The organism is Micromonospora sp. DT53 (assembly GCF_049841535.1).
Lineage (GTDB): Bacteria > Actinomycetota > Actinomycetes > Mycobacteriales > Micromonosporaceae > Micromonospora.
The window spans coordinates 308,664-327,529 of sequence record NZ_JBNCKM010000004.1; the positions used below are offsets into that span (position 1 = coordinate 308,664).

The 18,866-nt window shown below is 71.3% G+C and carries 22 protein-coding genes; 11 read left to right on the forward strand and 11 right to left on the reverse strand.

The window, feature by feature from the left end; all coding sequences use genetic code 11:
• Nucleotides 1-152: 152 nt before the first annotated feature.
• The 7 genes from pstB to ACLQ3B_RS15640 form a co-directional block, all read right to left on the reverse strand.
• Nucleotides 153-929, reverse strand: a complete 777-nt coding sequence (gene pstB / locus ACLQ3B_RS15610) for a phosphate ABC transporter ATP-binding protein PstB (protein ID WP_112584183.1) — start codon at nt 927-929, stop codon at nt 153-155.
• A gap of 17 nt (nt 930-946) precedes the next feature.
• Entirely contained in the window at nt 947-2,035 is a 1,089-nt protein-coding gene (gene pstA / locus ACLQ3B_RS15615) for a phosphate ABC transporter permease PstA (RefSeq protein ID WP_425781329.1), read from the reverse strand.
• Entirely contained in the window at nt 2,032-3,123 is a 1,092-nt protein-coding gene (gene pstC, locus ACLQ3B_RS15620; protein ID WP_425781331.1) for a phosphate ABC transporter permease subunit PstC, read from the reverse strand. The genes pstA and pstC overlap by 4 nt, the downstream gene beginning before the upstream one ends.
• Nucleotides 3,124-3,161: 38 nt before the next feature.
• A complete protein-coding gene (pstS, locus tag ACLQ3B_RS15625; protein ID WP_425781333.1) occupies nt 3,162-4,268 on the reverse strand; it encodes a phosphate ABC transporter substrate-binding protein PstS in 1,107 nt (368 codons plus the stop codon).
• A gap of 290 nt (nt 4,269-4,558) precedes the next feature.
• Entirely contained in the window at nt 4,559-5,485 is a 927-nt protein-coding gene (gene mshD, locus ACLQ3B_RS15630; RefSeq protein WP_425781335.1) for a mycothiol synthase, read from the reverse strand.
• Between the two features lie 58 nt (nt 5,486-5,543).
• Nucleotides 5,544-6,413: a polysaccharide deacetylase family protein gene (locus ACLQ3B_RS15635; protein WP_425781337.1), complete on the reverse strand. Its 870-nt coding sequence runs from the start codon at nt 6,411-6,413 to the stop codon at nt 5,544-5,546.
• A 154-nt stretch (nt 6,414-6,567) separates the two neighbouring features.
• Nucleotides 6,568-7,287: a winged helix-turn-helix transcriptional regulator gene (locus ACLQ3B_RS15640; RefSeq protein WP_357808010.1), complete on the reverse strand. Its 720-nt coding sequence runs from the start codon at nt 7,285-7,287 to the stop codon at nt 6,568-6,570.
• Between the two features lie 241 nt (nt 7,288-7,528).
• Here ACLQ3B_RS15640 and ACLQ3B_RS15645 point away from each other — a divergent pair, with 241 nt between their 5' ends.
• From ACLQ3B_RS15645 to ACLQ3B_RS15675, 7 genes are all read left to right on the forward strand, one after another.
• The gene (locus ACLQ3B_RS15645) at nt 7,529-8,587 is read left to right on the forward strand and encodes a hypothetical protein (RefSeq protein ID WP_425781339.1); all 1,059 of its coding nucleotides are present in this window, start codon (nt 7,529-7,531) and stop codon (nt 8,585-8,587) included.
• A gap of 104 nt (nt 8,588-8,691) precedes the next feature.
• Nucleotides 8,692-9,480 (forward strand): DUF2993 domain-containing protein, encoded by a 789-nt coding sequence (locus ACLQ3B_RS15650; RefSeq protein ID WP_425781341.1) that lies wholly within the window; start codon nt 8,692-8,694, stop codon nt 9,478-9,480.
• Nucleotides 9,481-9,585: 105 nt separating this feature from the next.
• Complete coding sequence (locus tag ACLQ3B_RS15655; protein WP_310503780.1) at nt 9,586-9,663, forward strand: Ms5788A family Cys-rich leader peptide; 78 nt, start codon at nt 9,586-9,588, stop codon at nt 9,661-9,663.
• A 206-nt stretch (nt 9,664-9,869) separates the two neighbouring features.
• Nucleotides 9,870-10,718 carry a sulfurtransferase gene (locus tag ACLQ3B_RS15660; protein WP_425781342.1) on the forward strand — a complete coding sequence of 283 codons (849 nt, stop codon included), beginning with the start codon at nt 9,870-9,872 and terminating at the stop codon, nt 10,716-10,718.
• Between the two features lie 2 nt (nt 10,719-10,720).
• Nucleotides 10,721-11,041, forward strand: a complete 321-nt coding sequence (locus ACLQ3B_RS15665) for a DUF1416 domain-containing protein (protein ID WP_124820321.1) — start codon at nt 10,721-10,723, stop codon at nt 11,039-11,041.
• 169 nt (nt 11,042-11,210) lie between these two features.
• Complete coding sequence (locus tag ACLQ3B_RS15670; RefSeq protein ID WP_425781344.1) at nt 11,211-11,681, forward strand: winged helix-turn-helix domain-containing protein; 471 nt, start codon at nt 11,211-11,213, stop codon at nt 11,679-11,681.
• Nucleotides 11,682-11,760: 79 nt separating this feature from the next.
• Nucleotides 11,761-12,624 (forward strand): hypothetical protein, encoded by an 864-nt coding sequence (locus tag ACLQ3B_RS15675; protein ID WP_425781346.1) that lies wholly within the window; start codon nt 11,761-11,763, stop codon nt 12,622-12,624.
• A gap of 19 nt (nt 12,625-12,643) precedes the next feature.
• On the opposite strand, the gene ACLQ3B_RS15680 is transcribed toward ACLQ3B_RS15675, so the two are convergent.
• The 3 genes from ACLQ3B_RS15680 to ACLQ3B_RS15690 form a co-directional block, all read right to left on the reverse strand.
• Complete coding sequence (locus ACLQ3B_RS15680; RefSeq protein ID WP_425781348.1) at nt 12,644-14,698, reverse strand: glycogen debranching N-terminal domain-containing protein; 2,055 nt, start codon at nt 14,696-14,698, stop codon at nt 12,644-12,646.
• Nucleotides 14,695-15,075, reverse strand: a complete 381-nt coding sequence (locus tag ACLQ3B_RS15685) for a hypothetical protein (RefSeq protein WP_425781350.1) — start codon at nt 15,073-15,075, stop codon at nt 14,695-14,697. Before ACLQ3B_RS15685 ends, ACLQ3B_RS15680 begins: the two co-directional genes overlap by 4 nt.
• 79 nt (nt 15,076-15,154) lie before the next feature.
• Entirely contained in the window at nt 15,155-15,529 is a 375-nt protein-coding gene (locus tag ACLQ3B_RS15690; RefSeq protein ID WP_124820325.1) for a DsrE family protein, read from the reverse strand.
• Between the two features lie 12 nt (nt 15,530-15,541).
• On the opposite strand from ACLQ3B_RS15690, the gene mtfM reads away from it, so the two are divergent.
• Together mtfM and ACLQ3B_RS15700 are read left to right on the forward strand one after the other, a co-directional pair.
• A complete protein-coding gene (gene mtfM / locus ACLQ3B_RS15695) occupies nt 15,542-15,646 on the forward strand; it encodes a small membrane protein MtfM (RefSeq protein WP_030327764.1) in 105 nt (34 codons plus the stop codon).
• 114 nt (nt 15,647-15,760) lie between these two features.
• Nucleotides 15,761-16,348 carry an FABP family protein gene (locus ACLQ3B_RS15700; RefSeq protein WP_425781352.1) on the forward strand — a complete coding sequence of 196 codons (588 nt, stop codon included), beginning with the start codon at nt 15,761-15,763 and terminating at the stop codon, nt 16,346-16,348.
• 23 nt (nt 16,349-16,371) lie between these two features.
• On the opposite strand, the gene ACLQ3B_RS15705 is transcribed toward ACLQ3B_RS15700, so the two are convergent.
• Entirely contained in the window at nt 16,372-17,250 is an 879-nt protein-coding gene (locus tag ACLQ3B_RS15705) for an aminotransferase class IV (protein ID WP_425781354.1), read from the reverse strand.
• Between the two features lie 69 nt (nt 17,251-17,319).
• On the opposite strand from ACLQ3B_RS15705, the gene ACLQ3B_RS15710 reads away from it, so the two are divergent.
• Together ACLQ3B_RS15710 and ACLQ3B_RS15715 are read left to right on the forward strand one after the other, a co-directional pair.
• The gene (locus ACLQ3B_RS15710; protein WP_091402843.1) at nt 17,320-17,748 is read left to right on the forward strand and encodes a Fur family transcriptional regulator; all 429 of its coding nucleotides are present in this window, start codon (nt 17,320-17,322) and stop codon (nt 17,746-17,748) included.
• Nucleotides 17,745-18,857, forward strand: a complete 1,113-nt coding sequence (locus tag ACLQ3B_RS15715) for a YgfZ/GcvT domain-containing protein (protein ID WP_425781356.1) — start codon at nt 17,745-17,747, stop codon at nt 18,855-18,857. The genes ACLQ3B_RS15710 and ACLQ3B_RS15715 overlap by 4 nt, the downstream gene beginning before the upstream one ends.
• The last annotated feature ends 9 nt before the right edge of the window (nt 18,858-18,866 follow it).

Genomic DNA, 18,866 nt, shown 5'->3' on the forward strand with positions numbered 1-18,866 from the left:
CGCGCCGGGCCGGGCCGCGCCGGGCCGGGCCGCGCCGGGCCGGGCCGCGCCGGGCCGGGCCGCGCCGGGCCGGGCCGGGAAACGTGTCGGGGTACGCGTGAGGGGCGCCGGTCAGGTCGACCGACGCCCCTCCCGGACCGGGAGTCAGCGGCTCAGCCGAAGCGGCCGGTGATGTAGTCCTCGGTCTTCTTCACGCTCGGGTTGCTGAAGATCTTCTGGGTGTTGTCGTACTCGATCAGCCGGCCCGGGTCACCGGTCTTCTCGATCGAGAAGAAGGCGGTACGGTCCGACACCCGCGCTGCCTGCTGCATGTTGTGCGTCACGATGATGATCGTGAACTTGTCCTTGAGCTGGAACATCAGGTCCTCGATCGCCAGCGTGGAGATCGGGTCCAGGGCGGAGCACGGCTCGTCCATCAGGACGACCTGCGGCTCGACCGCGATGGTCCGGGCGATGCAGAGCCGCTGCTGCTGACCGCCGGAGAGGCCCGCACCGGGCTTGCCCAGCCGGTCCTTGACCTCGCCCCACAGGTTCGCGGCGCGCAGGGCCTTCTCGGCCGCGTCCTCCAGGATCGACTTCTTGCGGACCCCGTTGAGCTTCAGCCCGGCCACCACGTTCTCGAAGATGCTCATGGTGGGGAACGGGTTCGGCCGCTGGAAGACCATGCCGATGGTGCGCCGGACCGCGGTGACGTCCACGTCCCGGTCGTAGATGTCCTGGTCGTCGATGGTGAGGCTGCCCTCGACCCGGGCCCCCGGAAGCACCTCGTGCATCCGGTTGATCGACCGCAGGAACGTCGACTTGCCGCAGCCGGACGGCCCGATGAGAGCGGTGACCGTCTTCGGCTCGACCGTCAGGTTGATGTTCTCGATCGCTTTGAAGCCGCCGTAGTACGCGGTGACGTTCGAGGCGGAGACGCGCTTGGCCATGGTGGTACCTCCGGGGTTCATCGGCTGAGCCTGTTGCGACGGGCCAGCAGCTTCGCCGCGATCGTCAGGATGAGCACGAGGGCGACCAGGGTCAGTGCCGCGGTCCACGCCCGTGCCGGGGCGTACTTCGACGCGTCACCGGCCTGCTGGTAGACGAACAGGGAGAGCGACGACTGGTTGTTCTCGAAGGGGTTGGTGTTGATCGCGGCGCCGCCGCCGGCGACCAGCAGCACCGGCGCGGTCTCGCCGGCCGCGCGGGCGACGGCGAGCATGACGCCGGTGACGATGCCGGGCAGCGCCGTCGGCAGCACCACCCGCAGGATCGTCTTCCACTTGGGTACGCCGAGCGCGTACGCGCCCTCGCGCAGTGGCGCCGGTACGAGGCGGAGCATCTCCTCGGTGGACCGGACGATGGTGGGCAGCATGAGCACGCTCAGCGCGAGCGCGGCGGCGAAGCCGGAGAAGCTGGGCCGGCCGTCGTTGAACCACGGCGACACGATCAGCACCCAGAACGCCAGCACGAAGAGGCCGGAGACGATCGACGGGATGCCGGTCATCACGTCCACGAAGAACCGGATCGCGAAGGCGAACTTGCCCCGGCCGTACTCGACGATGTAGATCGCGCAGAGAACGCCGAGCGGGACGGTGATCAGGGTGGCGATGCCGACCTGCTCCAGCGTGCCGACGATCGCGTGGTACGCGCCGCCGTTGGCGTCCCGGGCCCCGATGTTGTTCATCGAGGTCTGGAAGAAGTTGGCGTCCAGCCGGTCGGCGCCCTTGCTGACAAGCGTCCAGACCACCGACACGAGCGGCAGCACCGCCAGCACGAAGGCGGAGTGGATCAGTGCGCTCCAGGTGCGGTTGCGGGCCGATCGGCGTCCCTCGACCGCGTTGCCGGCGGCGAAGAGCCCGACCAGGTAGAGGATCGCGCCGAGGGCGATCACGAGGACCGGGCCGCCGATGCCGGTGCCGTAGACGATCGCGGCGGAGAGCGCCAGGGCCGCGACGGCGATGGCCGGGGCGGCGTACCAGGGCAGCCGTTTGGTCCGCAGCGAGTCGGGCTGGGCCGGCGGCCGGGTGCGGTGGGAGGTGACGGTTGTGGTCATGCGGCCGACTCCGTGAACTCCCGGCGGCGGTAGATGATCGCCCGCGCCGTGATGTTGACGATCAGCGTGATGGTGAACAGCACCAGACCGGAGGCGATGAGCGCGCCCCGGCCGGTCTCGTTCGCCTCGCCGAACGCGTTGGCGATGTTGGCGGCGATGGTGTTGCCGCCGCTCTCGATCAGGTTGAACGAGATGCCGAAGGTGATGCCGAGGGTCAGCGCCAGGGCGATGGTCTCGCCGAGCGCCCGGCCGAGGCCGAGCATCATCGCGGCGATGATGCCGGGCCGGCCGTAGGGGAGCACCGCGGTGCGGAGCATCTCCCAGCGGGTGGCGCCCAGGGCGAGGGCGGCCTCCTCGTTGGCGGTCGGTGTCTGGAGGAACACCTCGCGGGAGAGCGAGGTGATGATCGGCAACACCATGATCGCGAGCACCAGGGCGCCCAGCATGACGGACGCCCCGAAGGGGCCGTCGCCGCCGAAGAGCGGGATCCAGCCGAAGTGGTGGTTCAGCCAGACCGAGAAGTCCCGGACCGGGCTGCTGAAGACGTCCCGTCCCCAGAGGCCGAAGACCACGCTCGGCACGGCGGCCAGCAGGTCGACCAGGAAGCCGAGCGCGGTGCCCAACCGGCGCGGCGCGTAGTGCGACAGGTAGAGCGCGATGCCGAGCGCCACCGGCACCGCGATGAGCAGTGCGAGCGCCGAGCTGAGCACGGTGCCGAAGGCGAGCGCACCGATGCCGAACTTCGGCTCTGTTTCGTTGGGGGACCAGCCCTCGTAGGACCAGAAGTTTTCGGTGTTGGCGCGTAGGGCCGGCACCGCCTTGGCGACCAGGAAGATCGCGATGGCGGCGATGATGACCAGAACGGCGGTGCCGGCGGCCAGGGTGAGACCGCGGAAGGCCCGCTCGGCGCCGAACTTGCGGCTGCGCGGCAGCGCGCCGCCGCCGCCCAGCCCGGTGCCGCCCGGGGAACGGGTGCTGACTGGTGCCTCGGCCACACGCGCCGAGGCACCGGCGGGCCACTCGTGACTCTGGGTCACGCGCGTCCCGCCGGTGCCGGCGTCGGCCGAGCGGTGAGGGGTTTCACCCATCTGCTCGCTCGATTCGGTTGCGGAGGTGTGGAATCGGGTCAGGAGAGGTTCTTGACCGCGGCCTCGACCTTGGTGCGGACCGTCTCCGGCAGCGGGGCGTAGCCCAGCTCGGTGAGAGAGGCCTGGCCCTCGGCGCTGGCGGCGTGGCCCAGCAGGCCCTTGACCAGCTTCAGCTTGTCGGCCGCGAGGCCCTTGCTGCAGACGATCTCGTACGTCGCCAGGACGATCGGGTAGGCCCCGGCCTCCTTGGTGTTGTAGTCGATCTTCAGCTTGAGGTCGTCGCCCTGACCCTCGACGGCAGCGCCGGCGATGGTCTTGCCGGCCGCCTCGGCGGTCAGCGCGGCGAACTCACCGTTGCCGTTGCCGATCTTCGACATCTTCAGACCGGCGTTCTCGGCGAACGACCACTCCATGTAGCCGATGGTGCCGTCCGCGCCCTTGACCCGGCTGGCCACGCCGTCCGAGCCCTTGGCGCCGGTGCCGCCCGGGGCCTTCCACGCCTTGGCGTTGCCCAGGGTCCAGTCGCTCTCGGCGGTCTTCGAGAGGTACTTGGTGAAGTTGTCGGTGGTGCCCGACTCGTCCGAACGGTGGACGGTCTGGATCGTGGTCGCCGGGAGCTTGGCGTCCGGGTTGTCGGCCTTGATCGTGGCGTCGTCCCACTTGGTGACCGTGCCGGCGAAGATCTTCGCCAGGGTGGCCGGCTTGAGCTGGAGGTTGTCCACGCCGCTGACGTTGTAGGCGACGGCCACCGGGCCGATCACCATCGGCAGGTGGATGGCCTTGCCGCCGACGCACTTGGCGTCCGCCTGGGGCTGCTCCTCCGGCTTGAGCGCGGAGTCGGAACCGGCGAAGTCGGCGGTCCCGGCGATGAACGCCTGGATGCCGGCGCCCGAGCCGGAAGCCTCGTAGTTGATCGTGGTGCCCTGGCACTTCTGCTGGTACGCCTTGATCCACTCGGCCATGGCGTTCTTCTGCGCCGACGAGCCCTGGGCGTTCAGCGTGCCGGTAGCGCAGTCGACCGCGGCGGCCGAGCCCGAAGCGTTCGCGCCGGAGGCGGGCTCGTTGTTGTCCGAGCCGCATGCACTGAGGCCGAGCGTCGCGGCAAGAGCGAGGCAGGCAATAGTGCCGTACCGCTGGAGCTTCACCTGAGGGGTTTCCCTTCGCGTCTGACTTGGCGCCCCGATCCCGGGGCCCGAGGACCGGCACTGACCGGCTGACACGAAAGTTAGAAGTGCCAGGTAGCCGGTTCGCCGGTCGCAAGTGAACGCAAGGTGAACACGTGCGGCCGCTCAGGTGACCGCTTGCCGAGGGCGAGTTGTCCGTTAAGTGAACCCGGGTACACCTGTCGGAAGTATGGGCATATTTCCGGTTCGCCGTTATGTTGCCGACGCCCGGCCGTTACCCACCGGTGACCCGGTCGGGGCGACGCCGCCGGTCAGCCCAGGTGGTAGTTGATGTGCGCGGACCAGCGGGCGAAGCCCAGCCGTTCGTAGAGCGCCACGGCCCCGGTGTTCGAGTCGTCCACGTAGAGCATCACCCGGTCCAGGCCGCGCTTGTCCCGCAGGTGTGTCAGCCCGGCGGTGGTGAGGGCCCGGCCGAGCCCGCCGCCGTGCGCGGTCGGCTCCACACCCAGGACGTACACCTCGCCGATCCGGGCGGACCCCGGCCGCTCGTGCACCTTGGTCCAGTGGAAACCGAGTAGCCGGCCGGTCGCGGTCTCCTCGGCGAGCAGGAAACCCGCCGGGTCGAACCACGGCTCGGCGAGGCGGACCCGCAGGTCGTCCGACGTCCACCGGCCCTGCTCAGGGTGCTCGGCGAAGGCCCGTGCGTTGAGGGTCAGCCAGGCCGCGTCGTCCGCCCCGGGTCGGAACGCGCGCAGCACCACCCCGTCGGGCAGGCGCGGCTCACCCAGCGGGGCGGCCAACGGCCGGCGCAACTGCCAGAGCACCCGGGCGCGGGTGAAGCCGAGGTCGACGGCGAGCGCGGCGGCCGAGGGATGGTCGCCGTGCGCCCACGCCCGCAGCGGCCCGGTGGCCGAGGCGAGTACGCCCCGGGCGAGGGCCCGCCCGGTGCCCCGTCGCCGGTACGCGGGGTGCACCACCAACTCGACCCCGATCCCGCCGACCGGGTCGGTGGTGTCCAGGTGCGCGTACCCGGTGAGGGTGCCGTCGTCGGCGCGGGCGATCAGATGCACGGCGGGGGCGTCGGCGTCGCGGAGTCGGAGCAGGACGTGCTCGTCGAGAGGGTCCGCTCCGTCGGTGTCACCCGCGGCGCTGGCGAGAGCCAGTACGTCGGCGATCTCCGCCGATGCCAGCCGGTCGCTCCGGGTCACCTGGTCGCTGGTCGGCTCCGCGCTACTCATTCCGCCACCGTATCCGCTGCCTGTCGTGACGCCCGGACCGTCGCCCCAAAGCAGCGACTCACGTCGGATCGGTGGGGAGCGCCTCCAACTCGAAGCGGGCGGTCAGGTCGGGCAGGATCCGGCGTAGCGCGTCGACCGTGCCCTGCCGGTCCCCACCGGCGTCGTGCAGCAGCACCACCGAGCCCGGTTGGGCCTGGCTCACCACCGTCGCGGTGATCTTGCTGGCGCCGGGCAGGTCCCAGTCCGACGGATCCACCGACCAGTGCAGCGGGGTCATGCCGAGCTGCCGCGCCACCGACACCACCGGGTACGTCCAGGCCCCGCCCGGCTGGCGGTACCAGACGATCGGGGCGTTCGGGACCGCCGCCCGGATCGCCGCGTTGGTGCGCAGGAGGTCGGAGCGGATCGCGTCGGCCGACCGGGCGCCCAGGCCGACGTCGTGGTGCCAGGAGTGGTTGCAGAGGGTGTGCCCCTCGTTCACGATCGACTGGACCAGGTCGGGGTGGTTCTGCGCGTTCTCGCCGACCACGCAGAACGTGGCGTGCACGTCGTACTCACGCAGCAGGGCGAGGACCTGCGGGGTATAGCGCGGGTCCGGCCCGTCGTCGAAGGTCAGCGCGAGCCGCGGGGTGCCGGTCGTGGCGTGCGCGCCGAACAGGTTGTCGCCTCCGGCGTCTCGTCCGGACCCGTCCTGGCCGGTCTCGACCGGGCCGGCGCTGGCGCTGGCGCTCGGGGTTGCGCCCGGCTTGCCAGCGCTGGGTTGATCGGCGTAGTACGGCCCGTCGGCGCTTGTGGTGGCACCTGTGGAATGCCGAGGCGTCTGGTCCGGAACGAGGCTGCGGCCCAGCACGTACGCCGAGCCGAGCAGCCCCGCCACCACAAGCGTCACGATCCCCACGGCCCGCGCGGTGGAGCTGCCCCGCGTCACGACTTCCGCCTGGCTCGCCGGTCACGCCGGCCCGTCGCCCCCGTGTTCAGTGCGCGCACCATCGCCCCTTTCTCCGGCAAACCCGGCAGTCAGAATAGGACTGCCAAGCCGCACAAAAAGGGCATATGGGAAATCGGCCAGGAAGGTCCGCCGATCAGACCGGCAGGGGCGCGTGCTCCGCCTCGGGAAGTGACCGCGACGGCGGAACGACGAACTTGTAGCCGACCTGGCGGACGGTGCCGATCATCGACTCGTACTCCGAGCCGAGCTTGGCGCGCAGTCGCCGGACGTGCACGTCCACCGTGCGGGTGCCGCCGAAGTAGTCGTAGCCCCAGACCTCGCGCAGGAGCTGGTCCCGGGTGAACACCCGGCCCGGGTGCTGGGCCAGGAACTTCAGCAGCTCGAACTCCTTGTAGGTGAGGTCGAGCGGGCGGCCCTTGAGCTTGGCCGCGTAGGTGTCCGGGTCGATGTTCAGCTCGCCGGCCCGGATCGAGCCGCCAGCGCCGGCGGTCGCGTTGCTGAGCCGACCGACCGCCAGCCGCAGCCGTGCCTCGACCTCGGCCGGGCCGGCCGAGGCGAGGATGACGTCATCGACACCCCAGTCGGCGTTGAGCGCGATCAGACCGGCCTCGGTCACCACCGCGACCAGTGGCACGCCGAGCCCGGTGGCGTGCAACATGCGGCAGGTCGCCCGGGCCTCGCTCAACTCCGATCGGGCGTCCACCATCACCGCGTCCGGACTCGGGCCCGCGACCAGCGTGCGAACATCGCGTGGCGCGGTGCGAACCGAGTGCGGCAGCAGGTCGAGTGCCGGCAGCACAGCCGACGGTTCCCCTGCGCGTGCGGTCACCAGCAGCAGGATCTCCACGATCACCTCCGTCCCGGCGGCACGAGGCCGCACGCGACCAGTCGCACTCATCGAGGAGTGCGCTGAGAAATTGCGTGGTCCCGGCGTCGCTGACGGGCGGGTAACGCGTTGAGCGTAACCGATCGCCTCGGCCGCGCCGTCAGGCCATTTCCCGTTTGTCTATCTTGCCCCTGATCGTGGCGCGGATTTTAACGTCGCTGAAACCCATGACCACCGCGTCGGGCGGTCGGTCTGGCACGATCGGGTCGTGTTTCCCTCCACCTCGCCCGAGGCCGGCCGCGAATCGTGGCCCGCCGGGCCCCAACCGGGCCCGGCCGCCGCACCGACGCGCGCCCAACCGCCCGCGCCGCGTACCGGCCCGGCCACCACCGATGGCGATCACCGCGAACGGGGTGGGCCTCGTCGTGCCCGTCGCGCCGGCGAGCCGGCCCGCCGATCCGAAGACGAGATCGACGAGCCGGAAGAGGAGGTCATACCCCCGGTCGAGGTGCACCGCCAGTTGGCGCTGACCATCGCCGGCTTCGCCGCGCTGCTCGGTGTCGGCCTGGTGCTCGGCGCGCAGACCTCAGGCCCCGGTCACCGGCTCCCGTTCGCCTTCATCATCTTCGGCGTCCAACTGCTGTTCGTGCTCGCCTGGACGATGGCCATGCGTCCGCCCGCGTTGCTGGTGGTCGCCGGGATCAGCGCCGCGGTCGCGGCGCTGGCCGACATCGCCGCGGTGCAGACCGACGTCGCCGGCCTGGCGCCGCTGGGCTACCTGGCCGCCGGCGGGTTCCTCGCCGCGGTGCTCGGCCAGTTGGTTCGTCGGGTCGACCGGGTTCGGGTCACCGACTCCCTCGGCGCCACGCTGCTCATCGTGGTCGGGGTGGTGGCCTTCGGCACCCTCATCGTGCTCAGTCGGATCCCGGCCGGCACCCAGGCGATCACCGTCTGTCTCACCGCGAGCGGTGTCGCGCTCACCGTCGCCCGGCTCACCGACGCCGTGCTGCCCTGGCCCCGGCTGGCCCCGCAGGTGCCCCGAGGCGCCGCCGGCGTGGTGGCCGGCGCGATGGTCGGCACGTTGACCAGCGCCCTCCTCGGCAGCTACCTGGTGGCTCCCTTCACGCCGACCCGGGCCGCCGTGATCGGCCTGGTCGCGGCGGTCACCGCCGTCCTCGCCGACCTCGCCGTGGGGTACGCCGAGGCGGGCCGGTTGATGGCCGGTGAACCCCCCACGATGTGGGTGGCCCGGCACATGCAGGGTCCACTCGGCGGCTTCGCCCTGGCGGCGCCCGCCGCGTACGCCATGTGCATGCTCTTCCTCTGAGTCACGGTTGAGCGCTGAGCCGGTCGGGTACCTACGGGTGCGCCGCCCTGCGGCGTCGGTACGAACGACCCGTCGCGGCGCGACGGGCGGAGACAGGAGGCGGCGTGGCGCAGGACTATCCGGTGGACGAGGCGCGACCCCGACGGCGTGGCCGCAAGCTGCTCATCGGGCTGTTCGTTCTGCTCCTGCTGCTGGCGGGGTTGCTGGTGGTCGCCGACCGGGTGGCGGTCGGGGTCGCCGAGCGGATGATCGCCGACCGCGTGCGTCAGGAGGTCGCCAGGCAGGGAGCGCAGTCCGCCGCGCCCAAGGTGGAGGTGGGCGGCACTCCGTTCCTCACCCAGGTGCTGGATGGCCGTTACCAGCGGATCACCATCAACCTGCGGGACGTGCAGGCCTCGGTCGAGGGCGACGCCGTCCGACTGCCGGTGCTCGACGTGACCGCCCGCAACGTTCGGGCCTCACTGGACACCCTGCGCACCGGCCAGGGTGACGTCGTGGCGGACACCGTCAACGGCGCCGGCACGATCAGCTACGAGAGTCTGGCCGCGCTGCTGAACCGCCCGGGGCTCGCCCTCGGCGAGCAGAACGGCAAGCTCACCGTCACGGCCCCGGCCGACATCCTCGGTCAGAAGCTCACCATCAGCGGCACCGCCGACGTCACAGTCGCCGACAACGGCGCGGTCGCCCTGCGTTTCAACGACCTGGACGCCGCCGGTCTGCCGAACCTGCCGCTGGCCCGTGCCTTCCTGAGCAACTACGCCAAGAGCATCTCCATCGACGTGCCCCTCCCGGAGTTGCCGTTCCAACTCGCGGTCCGCGAGGTCCGTCCACTGCCGGAAGGGCTGGCGGTCACCGCCGACGCGAAGAACGTGCCGATCAACTCCGCTGGCTGAGGCCGGAGGCGCGGTGGGACGCCGACATCCTCGGCGTCCCCGGCGATTCCCGGATGGTGGTCGGCTGAGTGGCAGCACGGTCACTGGCTGGTAGGCTCCCTGGCCATGGGGACCCACCTCACCAAACGGCGCGCGGTCGACCTGTGCCGCGTGGCCACCTGCCTGTGTCGCCCCGTCATCTGACGGCGGGGCTGTCTCCGGCCGCCTGACGGCGGCCACCGGCACAGGGTTCTCACACCCTCCGGTTATCCCACCGAACGCCCGGCAGCGGCGCCGTCGCACGAACCCGTGATCCCGTCCTTCCGCTGGGTCCCGCGCGTGTGGCGACAGATGCATCCATCGATTCGCGCGCGTTGGCTCACCATCCATCCTCACCAGGGAGTGATTCGATGAGTCGCGACACCGCACTCGTTTCGGCCGAGTGGGCCGAGAAGAACCTCGACGCCCCGGGCGTCGTCTTCGTCGAGGTCGACGAGGACACCTCGGTCTACGACACCGGCCACCTCGCCGGCGCCATCAAGATTGACTGGAAGGCCGACCTCCAGGACCCGGTCCGTCGGGACTTCGTCAACAAGACGCAGTTCGAGGCGCTGCTCTCCGAGCGGGGCATCAGCAACGACGACACCGTCATCCTGTACGGCGGCAACAACAACTGGTTCGCCGCCTACGCCTACTGGTACTTCAAGCTCTACGGCCACCGCGATGTGAAGCTGCTCGACGGCGGTCGTAAGAAGTGGGAACTGGACGCCCGTCCGCTCGTCGCCGACGCGGTGTCCCGCCCGGCGACCCAATACGTCGCGCAGGAGCCGGACACCTCCATCCGGGCGTTCCGCGACGAGGTCGTCGCCGCGATCGGCACCAAGAACCTGGTCGACGTGCGCAGCCCCGACGAGTTCGCCGGTCGCCTGCTCGCCCCCGCCCACCTGCCGCAGGAGCAGGCGCAGCGGGCCGGCCACATCCCCACCGCGATCAGCGTGCCGTGGTCCAAGGCGGCCAACGAGGACGGCACCTTCCGATCCGACGACGACCTGCGCAAGATCTACGGCGACGCGGGGCTCGACGACGGCAAGGAGACCATCGCCTACTGCCGGATCGGTGAGCGTTCGTCGCACACCTGGTTCGTGCTCCAGGAGCTGCTGGGTCACCGCAACGTCAAGAACTACGACGGCTCCTGGACCGAGTACGGCTCGCTGATCGGTGTGCCGGTCGCGCTCGGTGACGAACCCGGGGAGGCCTGATCATGACTCTCCCCACCGCCGCGAGTTGCGCCGCACCGGACCAGGCCGCGCCGCTGCCGGCCAGCCTGGACTTGGAGAAGGAAACCGTCATCACCGGCATCGTCCGCTCCGCCGAGGCCGAGCCGGTGCCGGGCGCGTACGTCCGTCTGCTCGACTCGACGGGTGAGTTCACCGCCGAGGTGGTCACGTCGGCTGCCGGGCAGTTCCGGTTCTTCGCCGCGCCGGGTTCCTGGACGCTGCGGGCGTTGTCCCGGCACGGCAACGGCGACACTGCGGTCACTGCCGGCCGTGGTGTCAACGAGGTCGCCGTCACCGTCGCCTGACCCACCGCTCTGATCGACCGGGGCCGGTCACCCTTCCCGGGGTGACCGGCCCCGGTCGTGTCGTCTCCCTGCGGCGTCGGCACGCCGGGTGCCGAAATCCATCGGCATACGTCACTATCTACTGGTGGAATTCAGGGATGAAAGTGGCGTGTCCGACGAAGGGGTCCCCATGGTCCTCTGCGTAGGCACGGACACGCCGATGCGGGAGCGGGTGCGAAGCCAACTCGACGGGCTCGCCCCGGTGCTGAGCTGCGCCGACCTGACCGAGTTGCGCGAGTTGCTGTCGTCGCCGACGGGCCTGGCGCCGGTCAATCCCACAGTGCTTCCGCTCCCCGAGGCGCAGGGTCTGGTCGAGTGGGGTGAGCTGGTCGTCGACCGGGCCGGCCACCGGGTCACCTGGGGCGGTGACCCGCTCCCGCTGACCCCGACCGAATGGGAGTTGCTCGCCCTGCTCATCGGCCCGCCGCTTGTGGTGTGGAGCTACGAACAGCTCTGCGCCTCCGTGCCGGGTGGCGTCGACACCGCGGCGCTGCAGTCCGCCATCAGACGGCTTCGCCGCAGGTTGCGGGGCTTGCCGGGCGGGCCGCAGGTGCACACCGTGCGGGGGGTCGGCTATCGACTCGACCCGCCGACCGGCTGAACGGTCACTGACCCACAGTCGCTCCGCCGCACTGCCGACCGCCTCCGCCCCGGCGGCGGGAGCGTGACACCATGGCCGGGTGAGCGGTGCTGTCCAGACGGGTTGGGCCTCTTCGGCCGGCCCCGCCGCGCCGGCACCGGCCGGGCCGCGGCGGCGTTGGCTGCTGGCCGTGACCGTGGCCTGGGCCGTGTTGCTGGGCGGGCTCACCTGGGTGTCGGTGCGAGACGACCCGCCGACCGTTCGCGAACAGCGCTCCCTCGATCAGGCCGGCCCGGTGGTCGATCGGGCGGTCGGCGAGTTGGCTCGCGCGGCTGGTGCCGCCGGTCTGCTGGAGTTGGGCCCGGCCCGGATCGCGTCCGGTTGTCGGGTCACCCCGTTCGCCGACGGGGCGAGGCTGCGGCGCGACGTCGGTGTGCTCGCGGCCACCGGTGACGGGCAGGCCGTGCTGGCCGGCATCGCCGAGCGGCTGCCGGCGAGCTGGCGGGCCGGGGTCGGGCCCGGGGTGGACGGCCCCGAACTGCGCGCCGACGCCGGAGAGTTCGTGGCCGTCGAGGGGCGACCGACCATCGACGGCCGGGTGCGACTGGTCGTGGACACCGGTTGCCGGCCGGTCGGCGCCGGCTACACGCCGGCACCGGCCACCACTGTCGGCCCGGAGGCCGCCGCGCTGACCGCCGCGCTGCGGGCACTCGACCGGCCGGGTGATACCGCTCCGGAGCTGGTCACCGCTCCCTGCCCGGGCGGCGGGTTCGCCCGCACCGCCCGGTCCGCCGACGGTCCCGGCCCGGCGGCCTCGACGGGCGCGCTCGCCACGCTGGCCGGCAACACCCCACTGCTGGACCAACCCCCGGTGTACGCGTACCGCAGCGGTGCCGTCACGGTGCTGGCCGAGATCGGCGAGGACGCCACCCGGCTGGCCGCCACCGTCGGCTGCCCGGGCTGAGCCGGGCCGCCCGCTCGGGTCACCTGTCGCTCGGCTGATCCTCCGGGCCACGGCTGCGGCCCAACGCGTCGACCATGCCCCACCGGCCGGGGATGTCCAGCAGCTCGACCCGGCCCATCCCCGGTGGCACGGCCGGGTCGATGATCAGGTGCTCGCCCTGCGGCTCCAACCCCAGCATCACCCGCAGCAGCAGCAGCGGGGTGCCTGTCGACCACGCCTGTGGGCTGCATGCGGTCGGGTACTCCACCGGGTAGTCGGTGAGGTCCCGGGCGTAGCCGGCGAACGCCTCCGGCAGCCGTCCCTCGAAGTACCGGGACGCCGCCAGCATCGTGTCGCAGAGCAACCCGGCCTCCTCCCGGAAGCCGTACCGCCACAACCCCCAGGCGATGATCGAGTTGTCGAACGGCCAGACCGTGCCCACGTGGTAGCCGATCGGGTTGTACCTGCCCTCGTCGGTGGCGAGCGTCCGCACCCCCCAGCCGGAGAACAGCCGCGGCCCGAGCAGGTGCTCGACCACCTTGCCGGCGCGCGACTCGTCCACGATGCCGCTCCACAACAGGTGCCCGATGTTCGAGGTCAGCGCGTCCACCTGCCGCCCGTCGGCGTCCAACGCGAGCGCGTAGTACTCGCGGTCGGCGATCCAGAAGTCGCGGTCGAACCGCCGTTTGAGGTCGGCGGCCTGTCGCTCCAGCTCGTCGGCGAACTCCGGGTCGTTCCAGAACTTCCGGGCCATTCGGGCGGCCCGGACCTTCGCGTCGTACGCGTAGCCCTGCAACTCACAGGTGGCCCGGGGGAAGCCGGGCAACTGGCCGTCGGCGTACGAGATGGCGTCCCAGGAGTCCTTCCAGCACTGGTTCTGCAGACCGCTCTCCGGGTTGCGGGTCTGGTACCAGAGGTAGCCGGTGCCAAGCAGGTCACCGTAGGTGTCGATCCACTGCAACGCCGCGCGGACCTGCGGCTCCAACCGGCGGACGAGTGCGGCGTCACCGGTCCACCGCTCGTACTCGTCGATCAGGATGATGAACAGGGGCGTCGAGTCGGCCGACCCGTAGTACGGCGAGTGTGGCTGCTCCTCGAAGCCGGCGGTCTCGCCGTACCGCAGCTCGTGCAGGATCTTGCCGGGTTCCTCGTCCCGGAAGTCGTCCACCCGGTGCCCCTGCAACCCGGCCAGCATCAGGAGGGTCGGCGGGACCAGCTCCGGCAGGAACGGCAGCACCTGCAACGAGGTGATGATGCTGTCCCGGCCGAACAGGGTCATGAACCAGGGCAGCCCCGCGGCGATCAACCGCACGCCCAGCGCGATCGACTCGTAGCGCAGCGCGGCCAGGTCGTTGAGGCTGCGCCGGTACGCCCCGGCCAGCGGCTCGCAGTCGCAGCCGAGCTTCGGCGCCCGGTCGATCAGCTCCTGCTGCTCGGCCCGGATGGCGTCCGCGCTGCGGCTGCCGCCGTACGGGAGGGTGGCCCGGATGTCCTCGCCACGGGCGCCGTAGACGACGCTGGACACGTGCAGCCGAGTGGTCCACCTGCCGTTGCGGGCTATCCGGACCCGGAAGGTCATCCCGGTGTCGTCGACCTGTGCCGGCGCGCTGGTGCTGACCACCGTCTCCCGGTGGAACGCCTCCCGCCGGTAGCTCAGCCGCAGCTCGTTCTCGGTGGCCGTGACCGTGGTCTGGCCCCGCTTCTGCCGAGAATTCTTGATCTCGAACAGGTCGGCGAAGTCGGCCCCGATCTCGATCCGGAGGGTGCACTCGACCTCGGTGCCGAGGTGGTTCAGCACGGTCAGCTCCTCCTCGAAGCTACCCACGATGGCCCGGCTGCGGATCACCGACGCCTTGGCGTCCAGATAGTGCGTGGGTTCCCCGGGGGCAAGGAAGAACTTGGTGCGGTACGACTCGGCGTCGTCGACGGAGAGGGCGTGCAGCCGTTGGCCGTCCAGGGTGAGCACCCACGTGGACAGGAAGCGGGTGTCGAAGGAGAACAGCCCGGTGGGGAAGTCGTAGGACGGCTCGATGTCCCCACGCCGGTCGCTGACCAGGAAGGTGTTGCCGTCCAGAATGCTGACGAGGTCCTTCACCCGAGTCGCCCGGCTGCTCGACGGGCCGTTTCACGGGGGTCGCGCGTGCCGGGCGGGTCCGGAAAGAACCGGCGGAAGGCGAGGAAGAGCACCACGTTTCCGCTGAACGTGCTCTCGTTGCGCAGCACCGCCGCGACCCCTTGGGCCTCGCCGGCGATCAGCCGGTCGAAGAGGGCGGCGCTGCTGTACCAGATGGCGTCGGCTGGGCCACGCCCACGGCTGACCTGGACGAACCCGGGCCGCATCCGGACCAGCCAGTGTTCGGTCCGGTGGTCGTCGCCGAGGTCGATCTGGAGGGTGCCGTCGGCCAGGCCGCCCAGGACGTCGGGGGCGCGCGACGGCAGTGCTTCGAAGAACCTCTCCGCCGCCTCGGTCACATCCGAATCGTAGGCAGCTGTCCGAGATGTCGGGTCGGTATCGGCACTCCGCTCGTATCGACCCACCGCCGCCGTGCGGTCAGTAGACGAGCGCCTGCGCGCCCTCGGCCAACGCCTCCTCGACGAAGACCGCGGCACCGGCGATCCGAACCCCGGGGAGTACGTCGTCCGGGCCGATCTCCCGTCGGGCCGCGCACTGCGTGCAAGCGGTCACCCGGCCGCTGGTCAGGATGACGTGCAACAACTCGGCCAGCGGGGCGGAGTGCGGCAGATCGAACTGCTGGGCGCGACCGGGCAACGCGAACCAGGTCGACTCACCGGTCAGCCAGAGCGAGACGTCCACCCCGGCCGCCACCGCCGTCGCGGCGACGGTGAATGCCTGTGCGCACCGCTCCGGGGCGTCCGCCCCAGCGGTGGCCTTGACGACGAGATTGCGGGCCATGTGGCCCAGCATAGGATGGCCGGGATGGTTACCGAGATCGGGTTTGTCAGCCTGCTGGTCGCTGGCCTGGGCGGGCTCGCCGGTGGCCTGGTCTACCTAGCCGTACGCATTTCGAGAGGACGCTGGTGAGCGCGAGGAGTGAGCCGGGTCTGCGAGCCCCGCAGTCGCGAACGAAGGTGATCCTGTGAGCGCGAGGAGTGAGCCGGGTCTGCGAGCCCCGCAGTCGCGAACGAAGGTGATCCTGTGAGCGAGAACCCGCTGCAGCCACCGTGGCTGAACGCGCCGCCGGTCGAGGAGTACCCGTTCGAGGAGAGTCACGACCTGCGGGTCGGGCCGAAGCTGCACCCCGCGCTGGATGGCCTGCTGCCGTACGTCGGTCTGTGGCGAGGTCGGGGCAAGGGCGGCTTCCCCACCATCGACGATTTCGACTACGCGCAGGAGATCCGGATCAGCCACGACGGCCGACCGTTCCTGCACTACGAGTCGCGTGCCTGGATCCTCGACGAGCAGAGCAAGCCGGTCCGTCCGGCCGGTCGCGAGGTCGGTTGGTGGCGGCCGGTGCTTGTGGATGGGCGGGCGACCGACGAGCTGGAGGCGCTGCTGACCACCCCGACCGGGGTGATGGAGCTGCACCTGGGCAAGCGCACCGGCACGCAGCTCGAGTTCGCCACCGACGCGGTGATCCGGACTCCCACCGCGAAGGAGGTCACCGGCGGGCACCGGCTCTTCGGCATCGTCGAGGGTGCGCTGCTCTACGCCCAGGAGATGGCCGCCATGGGGCACGCGCTCAGCCCACACCTCTCGGCCCGACTCGTCCGGGTCGGCGGCTGACCTCCACTGGGGTCGGCGCCCGTCTAGACGGGGAAACCCAGTAGGGCCTGTAGGGCGGGGGTGCGCGGGCAGCGAGCCCGACGTGCCCCGTCCAGGGTGTGGACCTCGGCGGCTCCACGCAGGGACGAGGTGAGCCACACGCCGTCCGCCGCGTGCAGTTCGGCGGTGGTGATCATCCGCTCGGCGGCGCTCAGGCCGAGCTCGGTCGCGTGGGCGAGCAGCCACTCGGCGGTGGTGCCGCCGAGGATGCCTGTGGTGGCGGCGGGCACCGTGCAGAGCGTGTCGTCGGTGAGCCACACCACATTTGCGGTGGGGCCCTCCAGTGCGTACCCGTCGGAGGAGATCCAGAGCACGTCGTCCACGCCGACCCGGCGGGCCCAGCGGCGGGCGGCGCTGTTGACCGCGTACGACGTGGACTTGATGCCGGCCGGCAGCCAGCTCAGCCCGTTCCGGGCGGCGGCGGGCAGCCCCAGCGGCAGGGTGGCCACGGTGATCCCGTCCCGCCGGGAGGCCCGGGTGGGCGCCGGCACCTCGGTCAGCGTGGCGTAGACCGTGGGCGGGCCGCCGGCCTCCGGGCCTCGGGTGCAGACCAGCCGAAGTGCGCCTTCCACGGGCGCTGGCCAGCCTGTCCGCACGTCGTCCAGCAGGTCGATCAGTGCGGCGGTGGGGGGCAGGGCCAGCTCGACGGCGCTGGCCGCCGTGGCCAGGCGGGTCAGGTGTTCGTCGCGCAGCCACGGCTGGCCGTCCCGCAGGTGCATGGTCTCGAAGAGGCCGTCGCCGTGCAGCACCCCGAGGTCGTCGGCGCGCAGCACCGGGTCGCCGGGCGGCACCGGGCCGCGCCCCAGAACGGCGATCCGCGCGGTCGGGTCGGCCGCGTTCTTCCCGACCGACGACCGCACCATGACCGTCGAGCCTAGTGGTGATCGATCGCGGGACGGGGAACAGCCCGGTGGCCGAACTATGATCGGAGCGTGTCCGAATCCTCCCTCGCGGAAATGCTGCGGGCCCGTGGGCTGCGGTTGACGGCCCAGCGGCAGCTCGTCCTCCAGGCGGTGCTCGATCTGGGCCACGCCACACCGGAGCAGGTGCACACCGCGGTCCGGGAGGTAGCCGCCGGCGTCAACATCACCACCATCTACCGCACGCTTGAGCTGCTGGAACGGCTCGGTCTGGTCACCCACACGCACCTGTCGCACGGCTCACCGACCTATCACGCCGCCGGTGAACACCAACACGTCCACCTGGTCTGCCGGGAGTGTGGCGCGATCGACGAGATCGATCCGGAGCTGCTCCGCCCCCTCGCCGACCAGTTGGCCGCGCAGCGCGGGTTCCGGGTGGACATCGGGCACGTGTCACTCTTCGGCGTCTGCGTACGCTGCGAGAACGGGGACGAGAAATGATCGACATCGCGGGTGCGGTGGCCGTCGAGGGCATCGACGAGGCCAGCCGTGACCAGCCGGATCCGGCGCACGTCGCGGCCGGCGTACGGGGGGTGGCCGCGCACTACGGCGACCCGCTGCGCGAGCAGCGCACCCTCGACACCGCTGTCGGTCTGGTCGACCGGTCGCATCGCGGGATCATCGCGGTGGCCGGGGAGGAACGGGCCAGCTGGCTGCACACGGTCACCTCGCAGCATCTGAGCGCGCTCGCCGCGGGCGAGGGCACCGAGTTGCTGGTGCTGTCGCCGCACGGCCACATCGAGCAGCACGCCATGGTCGCCGAGGACGGCGAGACCGCCTGGCTGGACACCGAGCCCGGTGCGACCCAGGGCCTGTTGACCTACCTGGAGAAGATGCGGTTCTTCAGCAAGGTCGAACCACGCGACGCCACGGCCGAGCGCGCGCTGTTGTCGCTTGTCGGGCCGGCGGCCATGGAGGCGCTCGGCACGCTCGGCGTGACCGGGCTCGCCGCACCGGACGTGGTCGCGGTGCCGGGTCCGAAGTTCCCGCACGGTGCCGTGCCACTCCGGGCGAGCGCGCGGTACGACGTACGACCGCTGCCGATCGGCGGCTGGGCCCGACGTGGTCCGCTCGGGGTCGACCTGCTGGTGCCCCGGTCGGCGATGGACCAGGTGGTGGCGGAGCTGCGCGGCGCCGGCGTGCCGGTCGCGGGGCTGTGGGCGTACGAGGCGATCCGGGTGGCCGCCCGGCAGCCCCGGGTCGGGGTGGACACCGACCACCGGACCATTCCGGCCGAGGTCGACCTGATCGCCCCGGCGGTGCACCTGGACAAGGGTTGCTACCGGGGGCAGGAGACGGTGGCGCGGGTGCACAACATGGGCCGGCCGCCGCGTCGCCTCGTACTGCTGCATCTGGACGGGGTGACCACCGACCAGCCGCCGGTGGCCGGTACGCCGGTGACCCTCGACGGCCGGGCGGTCGGCTTCGTCGGCACCGCCGTGCTGCACCACGAGCTGGGTCAGGTGGCTCTCGCGGTGCTGAAGCGGAACGTCCCGGACGACGCCGCGTTGCGGATCGGCGAGACCGCGGCGGCGATCGACCCGTCCTGAGCATGCCGT